The organism is Streptomyces cupreus, from assembly GCF_014257025.1.
Lineage (GTDB): Bacteria > Actinomycetota > Actinomycetes > Streptomycetales > Streptomycetaceae > Streptomyces > Streptomyces cupreus.
Genome location: NZ_JACMSF010000016.1, coordinates 111,658 through 132,130, shown reverse-complemented (window position 1 = coordinate 132,130; position 20,473 = coordinate 111,658). Strand labels below are relative to the sequence as shown.

The 20,473-nt window shown below is 71.6% G+C and carries 20 protein-coding genes; 7 read left to right on the top strand and 13 right to left on the bottom strand.

Features of this window, described 5'->3' with window-relative positions; translation table 11 throughout:
- Positions 1-47 precede the first annotated feature (47 nt).
- From H4N64_RS17350 to H4N64_RS17340, 3 genes are read left to right on the top strand one after another with little or no spacing between them, the layout of a single operon-like run.
- Positions 48-689, top strand: coding sequence for a TetR/AcrR family transcriptional regulator (locus H4N64_RS17350; RefSeq protein WP_186283236.1), 642 nt, complete (start codon positions 48-50; stop codon positions 687-689).
- A 46-nt stretch (positions 690-735) separates the two neighbouring features.
- Complete coding sequence (locus H4N64_RS17345) at positions 736-1,446, top strand: ArsR/SmtB family transcription factor (protein ID WP_418896271.1); 711 nt, start codon at positions 736-738, stop codon at positions 1,444-1,446.
- Between the two features lie 51 nt (positions 1,447-1,497).
- On the top strand, positions 1,498-2,493 hold the full coding sequence (locus H4N64_RS17340) for a DMT family transporter (RefSeq protein ID WP_418896270.1): 996 nt from the start codon (positions 1,498-1,500) through the stop codon (positions 2,491-2,493).
- Positions 2,494-2,514: 21 nt separating this feature from the next.
- Here H4N64_RS17340 and H4N64_RS17335 read toward each other — a convergent pair whose 3' ends face one another.
- The 9 genes from H4N64_RS17335 to H4N64_RS17295 form a co-directional block, all read right to left on the bottom strand.
- Positions 2,515-3,597 (bottom strand): Zn-dependent alcohol dehydrogenase, encoded by a 1,083-nt coding sequence (locus tag H4N64_RS17335; RefSeq protein WP_186283234.1) that lies wholly within the window; start codon positions 3,595-3,597, stop codon positions 2,515-2,517.
- A 14-nt stretch (positions 3,598-3,611) separates the two neighbouring features.
- Positions 3,612-5,000: an aldehyde dehydrogenase family protein gene (locus H4N64_RS17330; RefSeq protein ID WP_186283233.1), complete on the bottom strand. Its 1,389-nt coding sequence runs from the start codon at positions 4,998-5,000 to the stop codon at positions 3,612-3,614.
- A 153-nt stretch (positions 5,001-5,153) separates the two neighbouring features.
- Entirely contained in the window at positions 5,154-6,503 is a 1,350-nt protein-coding gene (locus tag H4N64_RS17325; protein ID WP_186283232.1) for an ABC transporter ATP-binding protein, read from the bottom strand.
- A gap of 175 nt (positions 6,504-6,678) precedes the next feature.
- Positions 6,679-6,825 (bottom strand): hypothetical protein, encoded by a 147-nt coding sequence (locus H4N64_RS45125; protein ID WP_260859768.1) that lies wholly within the window; start codon positions 6,823-6,825, stop codon positions 6,679-6,681.
- Positions 6,826-6,967: 142 nt separating this feature from the next.
- Positions 6,968-8,209, bottom strand: coding sequence for an MFS transporter (locus H4N64_RS17315; protein ID WP_186283272.1), 1,242 nt, complete (start codon positions 8,207-8,209; stop codon positions 6,968-6,970).
- Between the two features lie 22 nt (positions 8,210-8,231).
- On the bottom strand, positions 8,232-9,632 hold the full coding sequence (locus tag H4N64_RS17310) for a CitMHS family transporter (RefSeq protein WP_186283231.1): 1,401 nt from the start codon (positions 9,630-9,632) through the stop codon (positions 8,232-8,234).
- Between the two features lie 136 nt (positions 9,633-9,768).
- Positions 9,769-12,021: a molybdopterin-dependent oxidoreductase gene (locus H4N64_RS17305; protein ID WP_186283230.1), complete on the bottom strand. Its 2,253-nt coding sequence runs from the start codon at positions 12,019-12,021 to the stop codon at positions 9,769-9,771.
- A 111-nt stretch (positions 12,022-12,132) separates the two neighbouring features.
- Positions 12,133-12,750 (bottom strand): TetR/AcrR family transcriptional regulator, encoded by a 618-nt coding sequence (locus H4N64_RS17300; protein WP_186283229.1) that lies wholly within the window; start codon positions 12,748-12,750, stop codon positions 12,133-12,135.
- A complete protein-coding gene (locus H4N64_RS17295; RefSeq protein ID WP_186283228.1) occupies positions 12,747-13,325 on the bottom strand; it encodes a hypothetical protein in 579 nt (192 codons plus the stop codon). Before H4N64_RS17295 ends, H4N64_RS17300 begins: the two co-directional genes overlap by 4 nt.
- Positions 13,326-13,487: 162 nt before the next feature.
- Between H4N64_RS17295 and hmgA the strand changes: the two genes are divergently transcribed.
- Genes hmgA through H4N64_RS17280 form a run of 3 tightly spaced genes read left to right on the top strand, consistent with a single transcriptional unit; the run spans position 13,488 to position 16,782 of the window.
- On the top strand, positions 13,488-14,840 hold the full coding sequence (gene hmgA, locus H4N64_RS17290; RefSeq protein ID WP_186283227.1) for a homogentisate 1,2-dioxygenase: 1,353 nt from the start codon (positions 13,488-13,490) through the stop codon (positions 14,838-14,840).
- Positions 14,841-14,867: 27 nt separating this feature from the next.
- Entirely contained in the window at positions 14,868-15,617 is a 750-nt protein-coding gene (locus H4N64_RS17285; protein ID WP_186283226.1) for a UTRA domain-containing protein, read from the top strand.
- A 16-nt stretch (positions 15,618-15,633) separates the two neighbouring features.
- Complete coding sequence (locus tag H4N64_RS17280) at positions 15,634-16,782, top strand: type ISP restriction/modification enzyme (protein ID WP_186283225.1); 1,149 nt, start codon at positions 15,634-15,636, stop codon at positions 16,780-16,782.
- On the opposite strand, the gene H4N64_RS17275 is transcribed toward H4N64_RS17280, so the two are convergent.
- Positions 16,743-17,267, bottom strand: coding sequence for a TetR/AcrR family transcriptional regulator (locus H4N64_RS17275; RefSeq protein WP_222109050.1), 525 nt, complete (start codon positions 17,265-17,267; stop codon positions 16,743-16,745). The two genes, H4N64_RS17280 and H4N64_RS17275, sit on opposite strands and share 40 nt — an antisense overlap.
- Positions 17,268-17,277: 10 nt before the next feature.
- Between H4N64_RS17275 and H4N64_RS17270 the strand changes: the two genes are divergently transcribed.
- Entirely contained in the window at positions 17,278-18,474 is a 1,197-nt protein-coding gene (locus tag H4N64_RS17270; RefSeq protein ID WP_260859767.1) for a CaiB/BaiF CoA transferase family protein, read from the top strand.
- 81 nt (positions 18,475-18,555) lie between these two features.
- On the opposite strand, the gene H4N64_RS17265 is transcribed toward H4N64_RS17270, so the two are convergent.
- From H4N64_RS17265 to H4N64_RS17255, 3 genes are all read right to left on the bottom strand, one after another.
- The gene (locus H4N64_RS17265; RefSeq protein WP_186283223.1) at positions 18,556-18,825 is read right to left on the bottom strand and encodes a hypothetical protein; all 270 of its coding nucleotides are present in this window, start codon (positions 18,823-18,825) and stop codon (positions 18,556-18,558) included.
- A gap of 126 nt (positions 18,826-18,951) precedes the next feature.
- Positions 18,952-19,740 carry an anti-sigma factor gene (locus tag H4N64_RS17260; RefSeq protein WP_186283222.1) on the bottom strand — a complete coding sequence of 263 codons (789 nt, stop codon included), beginning with the start codon at positions 19,738-19,740 and terminating at the stop codon, positions 18,952-18,954.
- Entirely contained in the window at positions 19,737-20,279 is a 543-nt protein-coding gene (locus H4N64_RS17255; RefSeq protein WP_186283221.1) for a sigma-70 family RNA polymerase sigma factor, read from the bottom strand. Before H4N64_RS17255 ends, H4N64_RS17260 begins: the two co-directional genes overlap by 4 nt.
- Between the last annotated feature and the right edge of the window lie 194 nt (positions 20,280-20,473).

Here is a 20,473-nt window from a genome sequence, read left to right as displayed (position 1 = left end):
TTAAATTAGCACTGCTAGTTTCCAGTGGCAGCCCTACTATGTGCGCCATGGCCCGACCGCGCAAGCCCCTTCTCAGCACCGACCGGATCGTCGAGACGGCGCGGGTGCTCGTGGACACGGAGGGCCTCGCGGCCGTCTCCACCCGGCGGCTCGCCGCGGAGTTGGGGGTGAGCGGGCCGTCCCTCTACAACCACTTCCGCACCAAGGACCAGATCCTGGAGGCGGTCGCGGACTCGGTGAGCGCGCAGGTCGACCTGTCGATGTTCGAGGACGGACGGGACTGGCGCACCGCGCTGCACGACTGGGCGGTCTCGTATCGGGCGGCCCTGCGGAACCATCCCAATATCGTGCCGGTGCTGGCGCGCGGGCCCGGACGGCGGCCTGCCGCGCTACGGCTCGCGGACGCGGTGTACGGGGCGATGGTGGAGGCGGGTTGGCCACCGGCGCAGGCCACGTCGATCGGGGCCCTGATGCGGTACTTCATCATGGGGTCCGCGCTGGGGTCGTTCGCCGGGGGGTTCGTCGACGACGTCAGTGCGTACGACCCCGCGGACTATCCGCATCTGGGGCAGGCGCATCTTCTTGCGGAGCGGCAGGAGAAGATCGACGAGCGGGCCTTCGAGACGGGGCTCGCCGCGCTGCTGGACGGGTTGGAGCGGCAGTACCAGGGGGTCGCGCCGTCCGCCTGAGACAGTTCGGCAGCCACCGAAGTGTCCAGCCCTCATGCTGGACCCCATGACCGCCCCCGACCCCCGCGCACCCCACCTCGCTCGGCTCGCCTCACTCATCGCCGATGAGACTCGGGCCGCTTGTCTGCTCGCCCTGCTCGACGGGCGGGCCTGGACCGCCGGGGAGCTGGCTCGGCATGCGGGAGTTGCCGCGTCCACGCTCAGTGAGCATCTGGGCAAGCTCGTCGCCGGTGGGCTGCTGGTCGAGGAGCGGCAGGGGCGGCATCGGTATGTGCGGCTCGCGGACGCCCGGGCCGCGCAGCTCGTGGAGGATCTCGCCGCCCAGGTCGCGCCCAGGGCCGTCGTGCGGCCTCGGAGTCTGCGTCAGTCCAGTGCCGGGTCCGCCATGGCTCGTGGGCGGACCTGCTACGACCATCTCGCCGGGCGGCTCGGGATCGCGGTGACCGACGCGTTCACGGCGCGCGGGCTGCTGCGCCAGGACACCGGGTTCGCGCTCACCGACGCGGGGGTGGCGTGGTTCGACTCCGCCGGCATCCGGCTGGAACGTGGGGGTGGACGCCCGCTCGCCCGGGCCTGCCTCGACTGGACCGAGCGGCGGCCGCATCTGGCGGGGGTCGCGGGCGCGGCGGTGTGCCGGCACGCCCTGGACGCCGGGTGGTGTGTGCGCATCGGGTCCGAGCGGGCGGTGAAGGTGACGCCGACCGGGGAGCGGGCGCTGGCGGAGCTCCTCGGCATCCCGGCCGAGTCACTGCGCTGAGGTCCGAAATCCGCGAGCGCCCGCGCCCGCTTCCTTCCTAGCCTCTGGAGCATGATGAACGCCTCCCTCGCCCGTCGTACGGAGCTGCTCGCCGCCGGGGCCGCCACGGTCACCGTCGTGCTGTGGGCCTCCGCCTTCGTCTCGATCCGCAGCGCGGGCGCCGCGTACTCGCCGGGCGGGCTGGCGCTGGGGCGGCTGCTGGCCGGGGCGCTGGTGCTCGGGACCATCTGTCTCGTACGGCGGGAGGGGTGGCCGCCACGTACGGCGTGGCGTGGGATCGCGATATCCGGGCTGTTGTGGTTCGGGTTCTACATGGTGGCCCTGAACTGGGGCGAGCAGCGGGTGGACGCCGGTACGGCGGCGCTGGTGGTGAACATCGGGCCGATCCTCGTCGCGTTGCTCGGGGCCCGGCTGCTGGGGGACGTGATGCCGCCGCGGCTGCTGGCGGGCATGGCGGTGTCGTTCGCGGGTGCGGTGACCGTGGGTCTTTCGATGTCGAGCGGGGGCGGGTCCTCGCTGCTCGGTGTGGTGCTGTGCCTGCTGGCGGCTGTGGGGTACGCCGGGGGTGTCGTCGCGCAGAAGCCGGCGCTGGCGGGGGCGAGCGCCTTGCAGGTGACGACGTTCGGGTGTCTGGTCGGCGCGGTGGCGTGTCTGCCGTTCGCCGGTCAGCTGGTGTCGGAAGCGGCCGAGGCGCCGGTGTCGGCGACGCTCAACATGGTCTACCTGGGCGTCTTCCCGACCGCGCTCGCCTTCACGACATGGGCGTACGCCCTGGCCCGTACGACCGCCAGCCGGATGGGCGCGACGACGTACGCGGTGCCCGCGCTGGTCGTCCTGATGTCGTGGCTGGCGCTGGGCGAGGTGCCGGGGGTGCTGACGCTGGCGGGCGGGGCACTGTGTCTGCTGGGGGTGGCGGTGTCGCGGTCCCGTCCGTCGTCCCGTGCGTCCTCCCGTGCGGGGGAGGCCGGTGTGGCCGGGGGTGCCACCCCCGGCCCGCCGATCGCCACTGAACCGGCCTCGTGCCCCAATACCGGTCGGGCCGACTAGCCCGCGCAGACGTCGGGCCGACTAGAACGTCACCAGGGCCCTGCCGCCCTTGCCCGCCAGCATGTTCTCGAAGGCCGCCGGGATGCCCTCAAGACCGATCCGCTCCGTCACCAGCATCCCGAGGTCCAGGCGCCCCTCGCGGACGTGTTCCGCCAGGATCGGGACGTCTCGCGACGGGTCCGTGTTGCCGTAGACGCAGCCGGAGAGTGTGCGGCCCCAGTGGAAGATCTCCAGGGCGTTGAAGGTGACCTCCTGGTCCTTGCCGCCGATGCCGACCACCGTCGTACGGCCGCCCCGGCGGGTGGAGTCCCAGGCGGTGCGGATCGTGGAGGCGCGGCCCACGCACTCGATCGCCACGTCCACGCCCTGCTTGCCGGTCAGGCCCCGGATCTCGCGCGCGGTGTTCTCCGAGGCGATCACATACTCCGTGGCTCCGGCCGCGCGGGCCAGTTCCTCCTTCGCCGGGGAGACATCCACCGCCACGATCCGCGAGGCGCCCGCGATACGGGCCGACTGGAGCGCGGCGAGGCCCACTCCGCCGACGCCGTACACGGCCACGGTCTCCCCTGCGCGCACCTGCGCGGAGTGGTGGACGGCGCCGTAGCCGGTGAGGACCGCGCAGCCCAGCAGGGCCGCCTCGGTGAGCGGGACGCCGTCCGGGGCGGGCAGGACACAGGACGACGAGACGACCGTCTCCTCGGCGAACGCGGCGACGTTCAGGCCGGGGTGGAGGTCGGTGCCGTCGGAGGCGCGGTGGGCGTAGACATCGGCGACGCCGTTCAGGGCGTTGGCGCAGAGCCAGACCTCGCCCAGTGCGCAGGCGGGGCAACTGCCGCAGGAAGGGGCCCAGTTGAGGATCACTCCGTCGCCCGGCGAGACGTGCGTGACGCCCTCCCCCACCGCGACCACCGTCCCCGCGCCCTCGTGGCCGAGGACCGCCGGGACCGGCACACGCATCGTGCCGTTGGACAGGGACAGGTCGGAGTGGCAGACGCCCGCGGCGGCGAGCCGGACGCGGACCTGGCCGGGGCCCGGTTCCGGGAGGTCGATCTCGGCGATCTCCAAAGGAGCGCCCACGGCGGGCAGGACAGCGGCGCGAACCATGGGTGTGAACTCCCTTAGAACTGGAGGGACTTGGTCTGGAGGTACTCGGCGAGACCGTGCGTGCCGAGCTCCCGGCCGACGCCGGACTGCTTGTAACCGCCGAAGGGGGCGAGGGGATTGAAGCGACCGCCGTTGATGTCGACCTGGCCGGTCTCCATCCGGCGGGCGAACGCGACCGCCTCCGACTCGTCACCGGCCCACACGGCACCGGCCAGGCCGTAGACGGTGCCGTTGGCGATGCGCAGGGCGTCGTCCTCGTCCTCGTACCGCAGGATCGACAGGACCGGGCCGAAGATCTCCTCCTGCGCGATGGTCATCTCGGGGGTGACGTCGGCGAAGACCGTCGGGCTGACGAAGTAGCCCTGTTCGCGCGGGGATTCGGTGCCGCCCGCGACCAGGCGGGCGCCCTCGGCGACGCCCTTGTCGATGTAGCCGCGCACCCGCTCCCGCTGCCGCGCGCTGACCACCGGGCCGATGCGCTCGCCGTACTTCGCGGCGGCGGCCGCAGCGAGCTCCAAGGCCTCGTCGTACTGGTCCCGGTGCACCAGCATCCGCGTCCAGGCGCTGCACGTCTGCCCGGAGTTGGACATGACGTTGGCGACGCCGACGTTCACCGCCTTGGCGAGGTCGGCGCTCGGCAGGATGACGTTGGCGGACTTGCCGCCGAGTTCGAGGGCGACCTTCTTGATCGCGGCGGCGGCCGTCGCGGCGATCTGCCTGCCGACGGCGGTGGAGCCGGTGAAGGAGACCAGGTCGACGCCCGGGTGCTCGACGAGGGCCTGGCCCGCGACCGGGCCGAGACCGGTGACCAGGTTGAAGACGCCTGCCGGGACCCCGGCCTCGTGCACCGCCTCGGCGAAGAGCTGGGCGGTCAGCGGGGTGTCCTCGGCGGGCTTCAGGACGACCGTGCAGCCCGCCGCGAGCGCGGGGGCGACCTTGGCGACGATCTGGTGGAGCGGGTAGTTCCAGGGGGTGATCGCGCCGACCACGCCGATCGGCTCGTGCAGGACGGTGGAGTTTCCGACCTTCTCCTCGAAGGCGTGCGTCGCCGCGAGTTCGGCGTACGAGGCCGCGACCGCGATCGGCACGGAGGCGTGGACCGCCTGCGAGAAGGCGAGCGGCGAGCCGAGTTCCGCGGTGACCGTCTCGGCGATCTCGTCCTTGCGGGCGGCGAGTGCGTCCCGCAGGGCCGTCAGGCGGGCGGCGCGCTCGGCGGGCGGGGTTGCGGCCCAGCCCGTCAGCGCGGCGCGGGCGGCCCGTACGGCGGTGTCGACGTCCAGGGCCGTGCCCGCGGGCACCCGGCCGATCACCTGCTCGTCTGCCGGGTTCACGACGTCGATCGTGTCCCGGCCGACGGCGGGGCGCCAGGCTCCGTCGATGTAGAAGCCGTCGTGTGCCTTCATCGCGATCCTTCCGGGGGTGCTGCGTGCGGTTTGTGGGGGCTGGTCGCGCCCGCCCCTGACCGGTACCTTCGAACCGCAGCTCAAACTAGCGCTGTTAGTTTTGTGGCACCAGGGGTGCCCCGCATGGCACAGCTCACCCTGCCCGGAAGATCCTCAGAATTCCTCCAGATCGGGCAGCCGCGCCGGTGCCGGGCAGATCCGTTCGCCGTGTTGGTCGAAGACGAACAGATGGGCGATGTCGACGAGGAGCGGGACCTGCATACCCGGCCGGAGGTCGATGTCGGGGGTGGTCCGGACGATCAGATCGCCGGGCAGCCGGCCCTCGGGCGGCGCGGTTTCGGACGAGCGGTCGGGACCGGGCTCCGGGTCCTCCAGCACCACCACGGGACCGGCCCGCAGCATCCCGGCCCGCTCCCGGAGCCGGTCCAGCACCGTGCCGCCCTCCCGTCTGCGACGCCTGACCCGGCGCAGCGGTCGCGGGGCCTCAAGCTCGGGCACGACGGCCGGGCGGGAGCCGGTGTTGAAGTGGACGAGCACCTCGTGGCCCTGGAACTCGACATGCTCGACCAGACCGGTGATCAGTACCTCCCCGGGCCGGGCGGCGGCCGGCTTGGCGATCCGCACGGACTCCGAGCGCAGGCCCACGATGACCTCACGGCCCTGCTGGACCCGGAGCAACTGGTGGTCCCGGGAGAGGGGTTCGGGCAGCCGCAGGTACTGCTTGCCGAGGCTGATGGTCATCGCCCCGTCGAGCGGGGCGCGGACGACTCCGCGCAGCAGGTTGATGCGCGGGATGCCGATGAAGGCGGCGACGAAGACATTGCGGGGCAGGGCGTAGACCTCGCGCGGGGTGCCGATCTGCTGGAGCACCCCGCCGCGCAGCACGGCGACCCGGTCGCCGAGCGACATGGCCTCGGCCTGGTCGTGGGTGACGTAGACCGTGGTGACGCCCAACTCGCGGGTGAGCTTGGTGATTTCGGCCCGTAGGTGGTTGCGGAGCTTGGCGTCGAGATTGGACAGGGGCTCGTCCATCAGGAAGGCGGAGGGGTGGCGGGCGATGGCCCGGCCCATGGCGACGCGCTGGCGTTCGCCGCCGGAGAGCTGGGCGGGCAGCCGGTCGAGCAGATCCTCGATGCCGAGCATGCGGGCGGTGGCGTCCACGCGCGGGCGGGGGTCCTCTCCGGGCGTCTCGATGCGCAGCGGGAAGCCGATGTTGTCGCGGCTGGTCATGCTCGGGTAGAGGGCGAAGTTCTGGAAGACCATCGCCATGTCCCGGCCGGACGGCGGCAGATCGTTGGCGTACTCACCGTCGAGCCGCAGCTCGCCCTCGTCGATCTCCTCAAGTCCGGCGATCATTCTCAGCACCGTCGACTTGCCGCAGCCCGAGGGGCCGAGCAGGACGAGGAATTCGCCGGGCCCGATGTCCAACGTGAGCCGGTCCACCACGCGGACGCCCTTGGCGTAACTCTTGCTCACGTCGTGCAGAGAGATGGCGCGTGTCATGAGGGGTGCCCCCGGGGGCTACGTCGGCGGCCCTGGTGCTCCGCGGCTTGATACCCCGTGCGGGTCGTACGGGGCCTGTGGGTCACGGAAGTTAACGGAATGTATGCGGCCGGGGGAAGGGAATGGGCGGGATCGGGCACGGCCGTCCAGCAGATGAGAAAGCGGACGGCCGAATTCAGCATCGAGTGGCGGCGTTCGGGGCCTCACGGACCTCCACGAGATGGGCGAAGGTGACCATCTCGCCGGGGTCGAAGTCGAAGGCGGCGAGGTAGAAGTCGCAGACCTTGGGCTCGTTGCTCTGATCGTCGAAGGGCGTGCCCACCTTGTGGATCTCGACGTCCCGTAGTCACCGGGCAGCTGGGCGACGGCGGCGGGCGCCCCGGCGGCCGTGCCTGCGAGGATCAGGGCCGCGAGGGCGGCGGTGCGCGCTCCGGCGAACCCGGGAAGCCGCGCCCTACGACCCGTCAGTCGTCGCTCTTACGGCTCGCAGCCGCCCGGGACCTGCGGGATGCGGCGGCCGCACCGCCCTCGCCCTTCCCGGACCCCGGTGACCGCACGGCGACGCCCGCGGACGCCAGCAGCAGCACCCCCAGCATCACGAACGGCGCCGCCACTCCCGCGACGCCCGCGACCAGGCCCGCCGTGGCGGGCGCGGCGACCTGGCCGAGCCGGTTGCCGGTCAGGCGCAGGGCGAGGGCGGTGGAGCGGGCGCCGTCGGGGGCGGCCTGGACGACCGTCGTCATGGACAGCGGCTGTCCGACGCCGAGGCAGAAGCCGAGCGCGGCGAGGATCAGGGCCAGCGCCCACACCGGCACCGGAAGCGCGACGGCGGCGCACAGCGCGGCCCCCAGCAGACAGGTGACGGTCAGCAGGGCGGAGCGGCTGAGCAGGCGCAGCAGCGGGGTCAGCACCAGCCGGCACGCGATGGTGGCCGCGGCGCGCAGGCTGAGCAGCAGGCCGATGACCGACGGCGCGATGCCCCGGTCCTCGCCGACCACCGGCAGATAGGCGGTGAGGACGTCGGTCGCGGACAGCACGGAGAGGCTGATCAGAATCCCCGCGGGCACACCCCGGGTGCGCAGGATGCGGTGGACGGGGACGCGGTCACCCTGTCCGGTACGGGACTTGGGCGTCGTACGACGGTGCTCTATTCGCCACAGCGAGCTGAGCGCGACCGCCGCGCCCGCGCCCGCGACCAGCAGGGCGAGCGCGCTGGTGCCCGCCATGTCGTGGCCACCGATCAACGCGCCCGCCGCGATGGGGCCGATGAGCTGGCCGAGGGAGGCGCCGATGGTGAAGTGGCCGAAGTTGCGGTCCTGTTCGTGCGGGGCGGACTGGCGGGCGACCAGGGACTGGGCGCCGATGACGAAGGCGAGGTGGCCGAGGCCCATCACCCCGCTCCACAGGGCCATCGTCCACAGGGAGTTGGCCATGCCGCTCAGCGCGCAGCCGCCCGCGATCAGGACCACGCCGACCGGCAGCAGGGGCGCGCAGCGGCCGTGGTCGGTACGGCGGCCGAGGGGCACGGCGGCGAACAGCGGGAGCAGCGCGTACACACCGGCGATGACGCCGACCGCCCGCTCGTCGGCGCCCAGCGCCAGGGCCCGGTAGGAGACGGCGGGCCGGGCCATCGACACCGCCGCCTGCGCGAAGCTGAAGGCGATGACGAGGCGGAGCAGCCAGCCGCGGTTCCCACCGGGCCTCACGATGACGTCCTCCATGTACGTATCAGATGATTCCGAAGAGGATTCCTGCCCCGAGGATGACGAGGCATGTGGCCGCGGCCCACTTGACCACGAACCTGGTGTGGTCGCCGAACTCGACCTTGGCCATGCCGACCAGGACGTACACGGCCGGGACGAGCGGGCTCGACATGTGCAGCGGCTGGCCGATCAGCGAGGCGCGGGCCATCTCCAGCGGCGAGACTCCGTGCGCGGCACCGGCCTCGGCGAGGACCGGCAGGACGCCGAAGTAGAAGCCGTCGTTCGACATGAAGTAGGTGAGCGGCAGGCTCAGCAGTCCGGTCACCAGGGCCATGTGCGGGCCCATGCCGTCGGGGATGACGTCCACCATCCAGTTGGCCATGCTGTCGACCATGCCGGTGCCCTGGAGGACGCCGGTGAAGACGGCGGCGGCGAAGACCATGCCGGAGACGTTGAGGACGTTGTCGGCGTGGGCGGCGAGCCGGGCCCGCTGGTCGGGGATGCGGGGGAAGTTGACCGTGAGGGCGAGGGCGGCGCCGAGCAGGAACAGCACCGGGATCGGCAGCCACTCCATGATCATGGCGGTCAGAAGGGTGACCGTGAGCAGCGCGTTGAACCAGTAGAGCTTGGGGCGCAGGGTGGCGCGGTTCGGGTCGAGGCCCTGGAAGCCTTCGTCCTCGGCGTCCGCGTCGGTGCCGGAGCCGGCGCCGCCCGTGGCGGGCAGGGCGGTCTTGCCGTCGCCGGAGCCGGCGGAGCCGACGAGGACGGTCTCGGTCTCCTTCTCCTCGATGAGCACCTCGTCCAGGGTGAGCACGCCGAGCCGCTTGCGCTCGCGCAGACCGAGCACGTACGAGAGGACGAACACGAAGAGCAGGCCGACCAGGAGCGCCGGGATCATCGGGACGAAGATGTCGCTCGCGTCCAGCTTCAGCGCGGTGGCGGCGCGGGCGGTGGGGCCGCCCCAGGGCAGGGTGTTCATCACGCCGTTGGCCATGGCGGCGACACCGGTCATCACGACCAGGCTCATCTTCAGGCGCTTGTACAGCGGGTACATCGCCGAGACCGTGATCATGAAGGTGGTCGAGCCGTCGCCGTCGAGGGAGACGATCGCCGCGAGGACGGCCGTACCGACGACGATCCGCATCGGGTCGGCCTTCGCGAACTTCAGGATCCCGCGCACGATCGGGTCGAAGAGGCCGACATCGATCATCACACCGAAGTAGACGATCGCGAACATGAGCATCGCCGCAGTGGGGGCGAGGCTGGTGACGCCGTCGATGACATAGTCACCGAGGTTGGCGCCCTTCCCGACGAAGACGCAGAACAGCGCCGGGATCAGCACGAGCGCCGCGATCGGCGACATCTTCTTCATCATGATCAGGACCAGGAAGGTCGCGATCATGACGAAGCCGAGGATGGTCAGCATGAGTGGATACCTAACGTTCGCCCTTGAACATCTCCCACCAGGGCCGGCGGTGCGACGACGTTAGGTCTCTTCAAGCCGCGTTAACAAGATGTTGACGTGCGAGCAATAAGCGCAAAACTCCAGGTCAGAGCTTTGCTCAGGTCAGAGCGCTGAGCTTTTCGGCCGCGGGGGCGACCTCGACGGGTACTCCGTTGAGGACGGCGTTGCCCGACAGCGGGTCGAGCAGGCTGCCGTCGAGGAGCTGGTTGACGTTGACTCCGGGGTCCTTGTGCGCATGGCTCATCCGGGTCCCGGGCCGGTCGTGCCCCCACCCGTGCGGCAGGCTGACGACCCCCGGACGCACGGCGTCGGTGACCTCGGCGGGCGCGGTCACCTCTCCCCCGGCCCCCTTCAGTCGTACGGCCGCCCCGTCCCGCACGCCGAGCCGTTCGGCGTCGTCGGGGTGGATGTGGAGGGTGCAGCGGTTGGTGCCGCCGGTGAGGGCGGGCACATTGTGCATCCAGCTGTTGTTGGACCGCAGATGACGGCGGCCGACGAGGACGAGCCCGTCGGGGCGGTGCCGCAGGGCTTCCCTGAGGCGCGGCAGATCGTCGGCGATCGGCTCGGGCAGCAGCTCGACCTTGCCGCTCCTGGTCTTCAGCGGCTGCGGCAGCCGGGGCCGAAGCGGCCCGAGATCGATGCCGTGCGGATGAGCGAGCACCTTCTGAAGGGTCAGCCCGTCGGGTCGGGCGCCGAAGCCGTCGCCGTAGGGGCCGAGGCGGAGCATCATGTCGAGCCGTCGCTCGGGGCCTGTGTCGCCGGTGAGCCGATCGGCGAGTTCGCGCGGGTCACGGCCGTGGACCGGGGAGTGGGGTTCCTTGACCGCCTTGCCGAGGGTCTGGTCGATGACCATCTGGTCGACTGCGGCCGGATCGGCGCCGTGCATTCCGCTCGCGGCGAGGACGAGGCGGGCCATGATCTCCGTCTCGGCCATGCGGCCGGGCTCCAGCGGGACGGCGGCACGGTTGTAGCGGACCTGGTTGCGCACGGCGAGCGTGTTGAAGGCGAAGTCGTGGTGCGGGCTCTGGGAGGGCGGGGGCGGCGGCAGGACGACATGGGCGTGGCGCGAGGTCTCGTTGAGATACGGGTCGACGCTGACCATGAAGTCCAGGGAGTCCAGCGCCTTGTCGAGGCGGTCGCCGTCGGGGGCGGAGAGCACGGGGTTGGCGGCAATGGCGATGAGCGCCCGGACGGGCTCGCCCTCTTCGGTGGCGGTGTCGATCTCCTCGGCGAGCGCGGAGATCGGCAACTCGCCCTTCGCCTCAGGGTGTTGGCTCACCCGGGAGTGCCAGCGGGCGAGCTGGAAGCCGTGGCCGGGTCCGGCGGGCCGGGGCGTCTTGTCGGTGGCCGCCTGTGGGAAGAGGGCGCCGCCGGGCCGGTCGAGGTTGCCGGTGAGAATGTTGAGCACGTCCACGAGCCAGCTGGCCAGGGTGCCGTGGGTGACGGTACAGCTGCCGATGCGGCCGTAGACGGCGGCGGTGGGGGCGGCGGCGAGTTCGCGGGCGAGCGTGCGGATGGTGTCGGCGTCGACGTCACAGGCGCCGGCGACGGCTTCGGGGGTGAAGTCCCTTACTTCCGCCCGGAGTTCCTCGACGCCCTGCACGTGCTGCTCCAACTCCCCTAGGTTCACCAGGCCTTCCTCGAACAGCACGTACGCCATCGCCGCCAGCAGCAACGCGTCGGCGCCGGGCCGGATCGCGATGTGCCGGTCGGCGAGCTTGGCGGTACGGGTGCGGCGCGGATCAATGACGGTGAGGGTGCCGCCACGGGCCTTGAGGGCTTTGAGCCGGCCGGGGAAGTCGGGGGCGGTGCACAGACTCCCGTTGGACTCAAGAGGATTGGCGCCGATGAGGAGGAGATGATCGGTGCGGTCGAGATCAGGAACGGGGATGGCGTTGGCGTCGCCGTAGAGGAGCCCGCTGGAGACATGCTTGGGCATCTGGTCGACCGTGGACGCGCTGAACAGGCTGTGCGTGCCGAGGGCGCCGATCAGGACGGGCGGGTACAGGGCGCCGGCCATGGTGTGCACGTTGGGATTGCCGAGGACGATCCCCACGGAGTGCGGCCCGTACCGCTCGACGACGGACCGAACCCCCACGGCGACGGCGTCGAAGGCCTCCTCCCAGCTGGCCTCGCGCAACACCCCGTCCTTGCGTACGAGCGGCCCGGTGAGGCGGTCCGGGTCACCGTCGACGGCCCCGAAGGACGCCCCCTTGGGACAGATGAACCCCTTGCTGAACACATCGTCCCGATCGCCTCGGGAGCCGGTGACACGCGTCCCCTCGATGGTGAGCGTCAGACCACAGGTGGCCTCGCACAGGGGGCAGATTCGCAGGGCGGTGCGGGACACGGGTCCTCCCGGGGCGGCGACGGTGGCGCACGGACGTGGGGCCGAGCATACCGACCGGTATGGATGCTGGGGAGGGGGTGGCGGGGGTGGGGTCGGAAATTCGCGGAGGGTTCAGTCCAGGGCCCGCGCCAGATAAGCCCGCAGCAGCTCCCGTGCCTCCTCGATGATCCGCTCGTCTCCCTCCGGGGAGACGCGGAAGGCGAGGTGGACCAAGGTGTCGGCGGTTTCCACGGCTACGAGGAACACGCGGCGCAGATCCTCGTCGGGGGTGCGGTCGAGGTAGCCGGAGAGGAGGTCGGTGAGGCGGTCGGCGACTCGATGGTTGGGTTCCGCGCGGCGGGCGCCCACGGGTATCTGGTTGCCGAAGTCGACGAGGGCGAAGCCGGGGGCCGTTCGCTTCATCACGAGGTATTCGTCGAGTACGGCGTCCATGGCCGCGCGCCAGTCGCGGACGGCGCCGCCCGCCAGGCGTTCGGTGACGCGCTCGGCGTAGCGGTCGAGGTTGCGCTGGGCCAGGGCGTCGGCCATCTGTCGCTTGTTGCCGAAGAAGCGGTAGACCGAGCCGATGGGGACTCCGGCGCGCTGGGCGACCGCGCGGGTGCTCAGGTCGTCGTAGCCGACCTCGTCGAGGAGGTCGGCGCAGGCGTCGAGGATCCTGGTGAGCCGTTCGGCACTGCGCCGCTGTACGGGCGCGCGGCGGAGCGAGGTCGCGTGGGGCACGGGCTTCATGATGCCTTTCCGGCGCGGTCCGGTGAACCTTGCCCTCCAGTACGGACTCCGGTGGCCCCTGCACTCATCGTCGGGTCGGCCTCCGAGGCCGTGATGTCGGCCGTGCTCTCGATCGGTTCGCCGTCCACGGCCCACACCGTGCCGTCGTCGGCGTACAGGCGGGCGGTGACGTGGTGCGTGCCGCGCGGGACGAGTTCGGCGGGGAGGCGGTACTCCGGGGTGCGGAGGCGGGCGATCAGGCGGCCGTCGAGATAGAGGTGCGCCAGGCCCTGTCCGGCCACCGGCTTCTCCTTCGTGCCGGCGGGCGAGAAGCGGAAGTCGCGGACGGTGAGACGGACGTCCCAGCTGTCGGACGAGTTCGGCTGCACCTCGATGCCGACCTCGGGTGCCTGCTCCTCGTCCACCTCGCGGTAGAGCCGGCCCTCCTCGTCGGAGTCGTCGAGCAGCTCGCCGACCGGCGAGGGCGACTCGCCGATCTTCTGTTCCTGTGTGCCACTGGAGCCGCAGCCCACGGATCCGGTCAGCAGCAGGACACAGACCGCGAGCGCGGCGAGCAGCGCCCGCGTCCACGACATGCCGGGGAGCGTAGAACACCGGTCCGACACTCGGATCCCCCTGGGGTCTGGTTCTGGTCGTCCGCAGTGAGGAGAAACCGCGTACCTGGGGTGCACCTCTTGCGCCCACCGAGCCGGAATCCTACGGTTATACATAGGATTCCGGACGGCAAGGGAGCGATCATGAGCGATGGGGGCACCTCCCGCGCGAGCGTGTTCGAGCGTGGGGGATCGCGGAAGGCCGCGGAGGGGCTGTCGTATCTCCAGGGCTTCGGCAACGAGCACAGCTCCGAGGCGGTGCCCGGCGCCCTTCCCGAGGGCCGCAACTCACCGCAGCGCGCACCGCTCGGGCTGTACGCGGAGCAGCTCAGCGGTACGGCGTTCACCGAGCCGCGGGCCCACAACCGCCGCTCCTGGCTGTACCGGATCCGCCCCTCGGCGGCCCACCCGGCGTTCACGCGCGTCGACAACGGCCCGATCCGCACGGCGCCCTTCACCGAGTCGGTGCCGGACCCGAACCGGCTGCGCTGGAACCCCCTGCCCGACCCCGCCCCCGGCACCGACTTCCTGGCCGGCCTGTGGACCCTCGGCGGCAACGGCGACGCGACCCAGCGCACCGGCATGGCCGTGCACCTCTACCACGCCACGGCCGACATGGACCGCGTCCTCAGCGACGCCGACGGCGAGCTGCTGATCGTCCCGGAGCGGGGCGGGCTGCTGCTGCGCACCGAGTTCGGGCTGCTGCACGCCGAGCCGGGGCATGTGGCGCTGATCCCGCGCGGGGTGCGCTTCCGGGTGGAGCTGCTGGACGAGACGGCCCGCGGTTACGTCTGCGAGAACTACGGCGCCCCCTTCCAGCTCCCCGACCTCGGCCCGATCGGCGCCAACGGCCTCGCGAACGCCCGCGACTTCAGGGCGCCCGTCGCCGCGTACGAGGACGTCGAGGGCCCGGTGGAGGTGGTCAACAAGTTCTGCGGCAACCTCTGGCGGGCGACGTACGGCCACTCCCCGCTCGACGTGGTCGCCTGGCACGGCAACCACGTGCCGTACGTGTACGACCTGCGCCGCTTCAATGTCATCGGGACGATCTCGTACGACCATCCCGACCCGTCGATCTTCACGGTGCTCACCTCCCCGTCCGACACCCCGGGCCTGGCCGGCGTCGACTTCGTCGTGTTCGCGCCGCGCTGGCTGGTGGGCGAGGACACCTTCCGGCCGCCGTACTTCCACCGGAACGTGATGAGCGAGTACATGGGCCTGATCGAGGGCGCCTACGACGCCAAGGCGGAGGGTTTCGTGCCGGGCGGGGGCTCGCTGCACAACATGATGTCGGCGCACGGCCCGGACCGGGAGACGTTCGACCGCGCGAGCGCCGCCGAGCTGAAGCCGCAGAAGGTCGACGACGGACTTGCCTTCATGTTCGAGACGCGGTGGCCGGTGACCCTGACCCCGCACGCGGCGGAGGCGGAGCATCTGCAACAGCGCTACGACGACGTGTGGCAGGGTCTCGAACGGCACTTCCGCCCCTTGCACTGATCAACTCCTGCCGGTACGGATGGCCCCGTGACCTCCTTCGCCCCGGACTCCATCGTCCTCAACCGCAAGCTGCCGCTCTGGTACCAGGTGTCGCAGTCGCTGCGCGCCTCGATACTCGGCCGCCGGCCCCAGGACCCGCTGCGCCTGCCCACGGAGGAGCAGCTGGCCGAGCACTACGGCGTGAGCGTGCTGACCATGCGGCAGGCGCTGAAGGAGCTGGAGGACGAGGGGCTGATCACCCGGCACCGGCGGCGGGGCACGTTCATCGAGCCGCATGTCCAACGGGGTGCGCCGGTACGGCTGCTGGGGTCGGTGGACGCGATCGTGGCGCAGCAGTCGGGGATGGCGACGCGGGTGCTGGACCACGGGAAGGGGCCGGTACCGGTGGAACTCGCCGAGTACTTCCCGGATCTGGGCGAGGTGGCGACGTACCACCGGCTGCGCAGCGACGAGAAGACGGGCGAGCCGACGAACCACGCCCGCAACTACGTCCGCCCCGAACTCGCCGCGCGCATCGATCCGGCCGATCTGGAGCGGTGGCCGATGACGAAGGTGCTGCGGGACGTCGTCCTGGCGGACATCAGCCGTATCACGGACACGGTGGAGGCGAGGCTGGCGGATCCGGAGACGGCTCGGTTGCTGGAAGTACCGTTGCTGAGCCCGATCTTGCACTATACGGGCATTACGTACGATTCGGACGGACGTGTTCTGGATGTGGCGGTCATCAACTACAGAGGCGACCGTTTCTCCTTCACGGTGACCCTCGACGCGACGTAGACGGCCACGTCGTACCATGCCCACCGTGACGCACGACGACGCTCCGCCGCTGGCGGACCTCATGCCGTGGTCCGTCGCACCGCTTCGGCTGGGCCGGGGGTGGCCGACGGGCCCCGACGCGGCCTGTCTGAAGGCCCGCTGGGACGCCTTCGTCAAGGCCGAGGGCCCGGACCGGGAAGCGCTGCTGGAGCCGACGCGCTCACGCACCCTGCACTCGGCGGTGGGTCAACTGCCGGGCCACCCAGGGGGTACGGAGAAACTGGTCCGCGCCTCGGGCCCCTGCCCGGAGCCGGTCCGCGTGCTGCACGCCCCCTTCGACGAGCAGTGGCTGATCCCCGACCACCGCCTGATCGACGCGGCCCGACCGGAGCTGTGGCGGGTGGCCGACGAACACCAGACCTTCCTGGTCGAGACCCCCGACCAGCTCCTCGCCACCTCCCTGCTCCCCCTCCTGCGTCCGGGCCGAATCCGCCCCCTCTACCGCCGCCCCGGCGGCACGGAACCGAACCTGGCCCCGGGCCTGATGGACCACCTGACCACACGGCTCGGCCTGTCCCCCACCCCCGCCGACGTCCTCGCCTGGACCATCGCCACGACCCGCCACGACCTCACCGTCCCCCTCACCGAGGACCCCGAACTCTGGGCGAAGGGCGTGGAGTTGGGCCACCGCATCCTCTGGCTGATGCGACGCGACGGCGACCGCCCCAAACTCCCCGGAGGCCGCCGCCCGTACGTTCGCGCCCCGCTCCCCTCCCGCCCCCTGACCCTGCACTACGACCGCGAGGAGGAGACCCTGCACCTGGACGAGGGCCGCGTCTCCCCGGTGCCGCCGGAGGCCTGGGACTACGAGGTGGGCGGCGTCCGCGTCCTGGAGCAGTGGTTCACCACCCGCACCGCCGAAAAGACGGAACCGGGCACCCTGGCGGCGATCCGCCCGCCGACCTGGCCGCAGACCTGGACCTCCGAACTCCTTGAGCTGATCACGGTGTTGGCCCTGCTCGCCGAACTGCGGCCACGGCAGAAGGAGTTGACGATCAACGCTGCGATCAGTGCGGCGGAGCTGCGCAAGGCGGGGGTGCTCCCCGTGCCCGAGGCGGCCCGGGGGCCGGCCTCGGTCCTGGACCATCACGAGGAGGGCCCGGAGGGCCAGTTCGTGATCGTCTGAGCCTCAGCCGCCAGGCGCGGGTACTCCCCCGTCATGACCCGGCTCATCATGTAGGCGCCCCGTACGCTCAGTTCCCGCTCCGCCGACCACGCCACGGAGCGCACGCGCTCGGCCAGCCCGGGGTCGTCCGGCAGTTCGTACTCCGCGCTGACCTCGTCGACCATCAGCTCGTACAGGTCCGCCTTGCGCGGCACGTAGTTGTAGAGCGACATCGTGCCGCAGCCGACCTCGGCCGCGACCCGTCGCATCGAGACCGAGTCGAGCCCCTCCGCGTCAGCGATCCGGACGGCCGCCGCGGCGATGTCGGCCCGGCTGTACGCGGGCCTCGGCCCCCGGCCCGTCCGTTCGGGACGCGCCCAGATCACCTGGCCGGTGGCCCACCCGGTCGCCGGGTCGCCGGCCTGGAGCGCCCTGCTGATCGCCGTCGCCGCGCCGCTTGCCGTACGCCGGTACACCCATGGCGAAGGCTGACGTCCACGGGGCATGATCGCCCGCATGGAATCACAGCCGCTGCCCCTTACAGGCATCACCGTCGTCGCCGTCGAACAGGCCGTCGCGGCCCCCTTCGCCACCCGGCAGCTCGCCGATCTCGGCGCCCGGGTGATCAAGGTCGAGCGGATCGACGGCGGCGACTTCGCGCGCGGCTACGACACCGCCGCCGCGGGTCTCGCCTCGCACTTCGTGTGGTGCAACCGCGGCAAGGAGTCCATCGCCCTGGACCTGAAGGACCCGCGCGGCCTGGACGTCGTACGACGACTCGTGCGCGACGCGGACGTCTTCGTGCAAAACCTCGCCCAGGGCGCCGCCGCCCGGCTCGGCCTCGACGCGGCCACGCTGTGCGCCGCGCACCCACGCCTGGTAGCCGTGGACATCTCGGGGTACGGCGCCGGCGGCCCGTACGCGGACAAGCGGGCCTACGACATGCTCGTGCAGTGCGAGGCCGGCCTTGTGTCGGTGACCGGGACGCCCGAACAGCCGGTGAAGGCGGGGATCCCTGCGGCGGACATCGCGGCGGCCATGTACGCCTTCTCCGGGGTGCTCGCGGCGCTGGTGCGCAGGGGCATGACCGGGCGGGGCGGGCCTGTGGAGGTGTCGATGCTGGAGTCGCTGGCGGAGTGGATGGGGCATCCACTGCACCACGCGATGCACGGCGGCACGGCACCGGCGCGCACCGGGCTCGCGCACGCCGTCATCGCGCCCTACGACGCCTATCCGACGGCGGACGGGGGACGGGTGCTGCTGTCGGTGCAGAACGACCGGGAATGGCGGCGACTGGCCGAACAGGTGCTGCGGCGGCCCGAGTTGGGGACCGAGCCGGCCTATGCGACGAATGCTGCTCGGGTGGTGAACCGGGAACGCACGGACAAGCTGGTCGCGAAGGCGCTGGGCGCGCTCGACACCGACGAGGCGCTGGCGCGGCTGGAGGGCGCGGGTCTTGCGTGCGCGCGGCTCAGGGATCTGCACGAGGTCGCGGACCATCCGCAGCTGACGGCCCGGGAGCGGTGGCGGGAGGTGGGTTCGCCGGTGGGGCCGCTCAGGGCGCTGCTGCCGCCGATCACGCTGCCGGGTGGGGAGGCGGCACGCATGGGGGACGTGCCCGCGCTCGGGGAACACACCGAGGCGCTGCTGCGAGCCGTGGGGATGACGGACGGCGAGATCGCAGCGCTGCGCCGGGACGGAGTGGCCGCCTGAGCGCGGGGCCGGAACGTCTGAGCAGGTCGCGACGGCGCCGCAGAAGACCGACGGCAGATCGCGGCACCTGCAGCGGAGCGCCTAGTGGCCGCCGAACAGCGAGCGGCGCAGTCGACGCAGGGGCGCGAAGAGCGAGACGCGACGGACTCGCGCACCCCGGTCGCTGTGCTGACTCACGGGCTCACGGGCGGTCAGCTCACGCATCAGCGAGGTCGCCTCGGCCGTCTTCTGCTGCGGCACGGCGGGACCCGCCAGCACCGAGAGATGGCGGTCGAGGCGCGAACTGGTCGCGCTGCTCCCGCAGGTGATCGCAGGGACCCTCGCCCTGCTGCGCACTGTTATCTGTTCCATGTCACTCCCCACCCGTACGAGTCCACCCGGCCCGGGCAGGGTAACCCTATCGCCCCCTCGGGGCACTCGTGTATCGCGGTCACAGGATTCACCTTCCCCGTAAGGGCGTTGACGATTCGTCGTCGATCACTCTCCGAATCCAACCGATTTCAGGGCGAGTTGGACTACCGGCTGGGTAGTGGGCTGCGGCGAGCCTCCGTCCGGCTCGACGGTCACGGCCAGTGACGTAGCGGACTTGTCCAGGCCGGACGCGACCAAGGGCGTGTCGCCCTCGAAGAGCCCGAGGGAGCGCGGTTGCGCGCCCGGGCGCATGAGCCACAGTTGATGCACGCGGCGCCCCGGAGGGTCGTCGTATCCGCCGAGGGTGACGACCGCACGCCCCTCCGATACGGAAGCGATCACTCCGATACTCCGGCCCTCGGCGTCCTGTCCGGTGCTCGCACGTGCGTCGGGAGCCGCGAGAACGTGGGCGATCTCACGCGCCTGCGCCCGCTGGGCGTCCAGCTCGTCCTGCGTCCGATTCGCCTGCACCGCGAACAGCGAGCCTACGACGAGGGCCGCGGCGGCGGTGGCGGTCGCGAAGGGCACGAACAGGGGCCGCCGCTCCCGCACCCGGCTCGGCGGCGGCCGCATCCCCCACACATGCGGCGGCAACTGCGGCTCCCGCGCCCGCACGGGCTCCTGAGCGGTCGTCCGTACGGCGGCCAGGACCCGTTCGCGCATCGCGGCCGGCGCCGGGGCGGACGTCGACCAGGCCAGTCGTACCGCGTCCTCGGACAGGGTCCGTACCTCGGCGGCGCAGCGCTCGCAGTTCTTCAGATGCTTCTCGAAGCGCACGCGCTCCCCCGGTTCCAGAGCGTCGAGGGCGTAGGGGGCGGCGAGGGAGTGCAGGTCCCCGCGGCGGAAGAGGCTCATGCGGCACCTCCCAGGCACTCGCGCAACCGGGTCAGCCCGTCGCGCATCCGGGTCTTGACCGTGCCCAGCGGCAGGGAGAGCCGCTCGGCGACCTCACGGTAGGTGTAGCCGTCGTAGTAGGCGAGGGTGACGGACTGCCGTTGCAGGGCGGTGAGCCGGTCGAGGCAGCGGCGCACCCACTCACGCTCCAGGCCCGCCTCGACCTCCTCGGACACCTGGTCGAAGGCGGGGTGATGGGCCCGCCGTGCCTCGCGCTGCTCGCGTTCGCCGGCCGCACGGGCGCTGCGCACCCGGTCCACGGCCCGGCGATGGGCGAGGGTGAGGATCCACGACAGGGCGCTGCCCCGGCCGGGGTCGAACCGCCCCGCGGACCGCCACATCTCCAGCAGCACCTCCTGCGCCACCTCCTCCGACTGGGCCGGGTCCCGCACGACCCGCCGCACCAGTCCGAACACCGGCCCCGACACGATCCCGTACAACTCCTCGAATGCCTTCTGGTCCCCACCAGCCACGAGCACCAAAAGCTCGTCCGCCTCCAACTCGTCTCCCCCTCCCGCGAGACCGCATCTGGGCCGTCCCGTCCCACGAGGTATTCGCAACGCACCCACCTCCGGATGGGGTTACGGATCAGGAAGCCGAAAACGCGGGTCGGCGGGGCGCCAAATCAGTTTTCAGGTCGGACCAATCCGCTCCGCGCCCCGCTCCGAATCCCGGTGCGTCAGGCAAGTTGAAC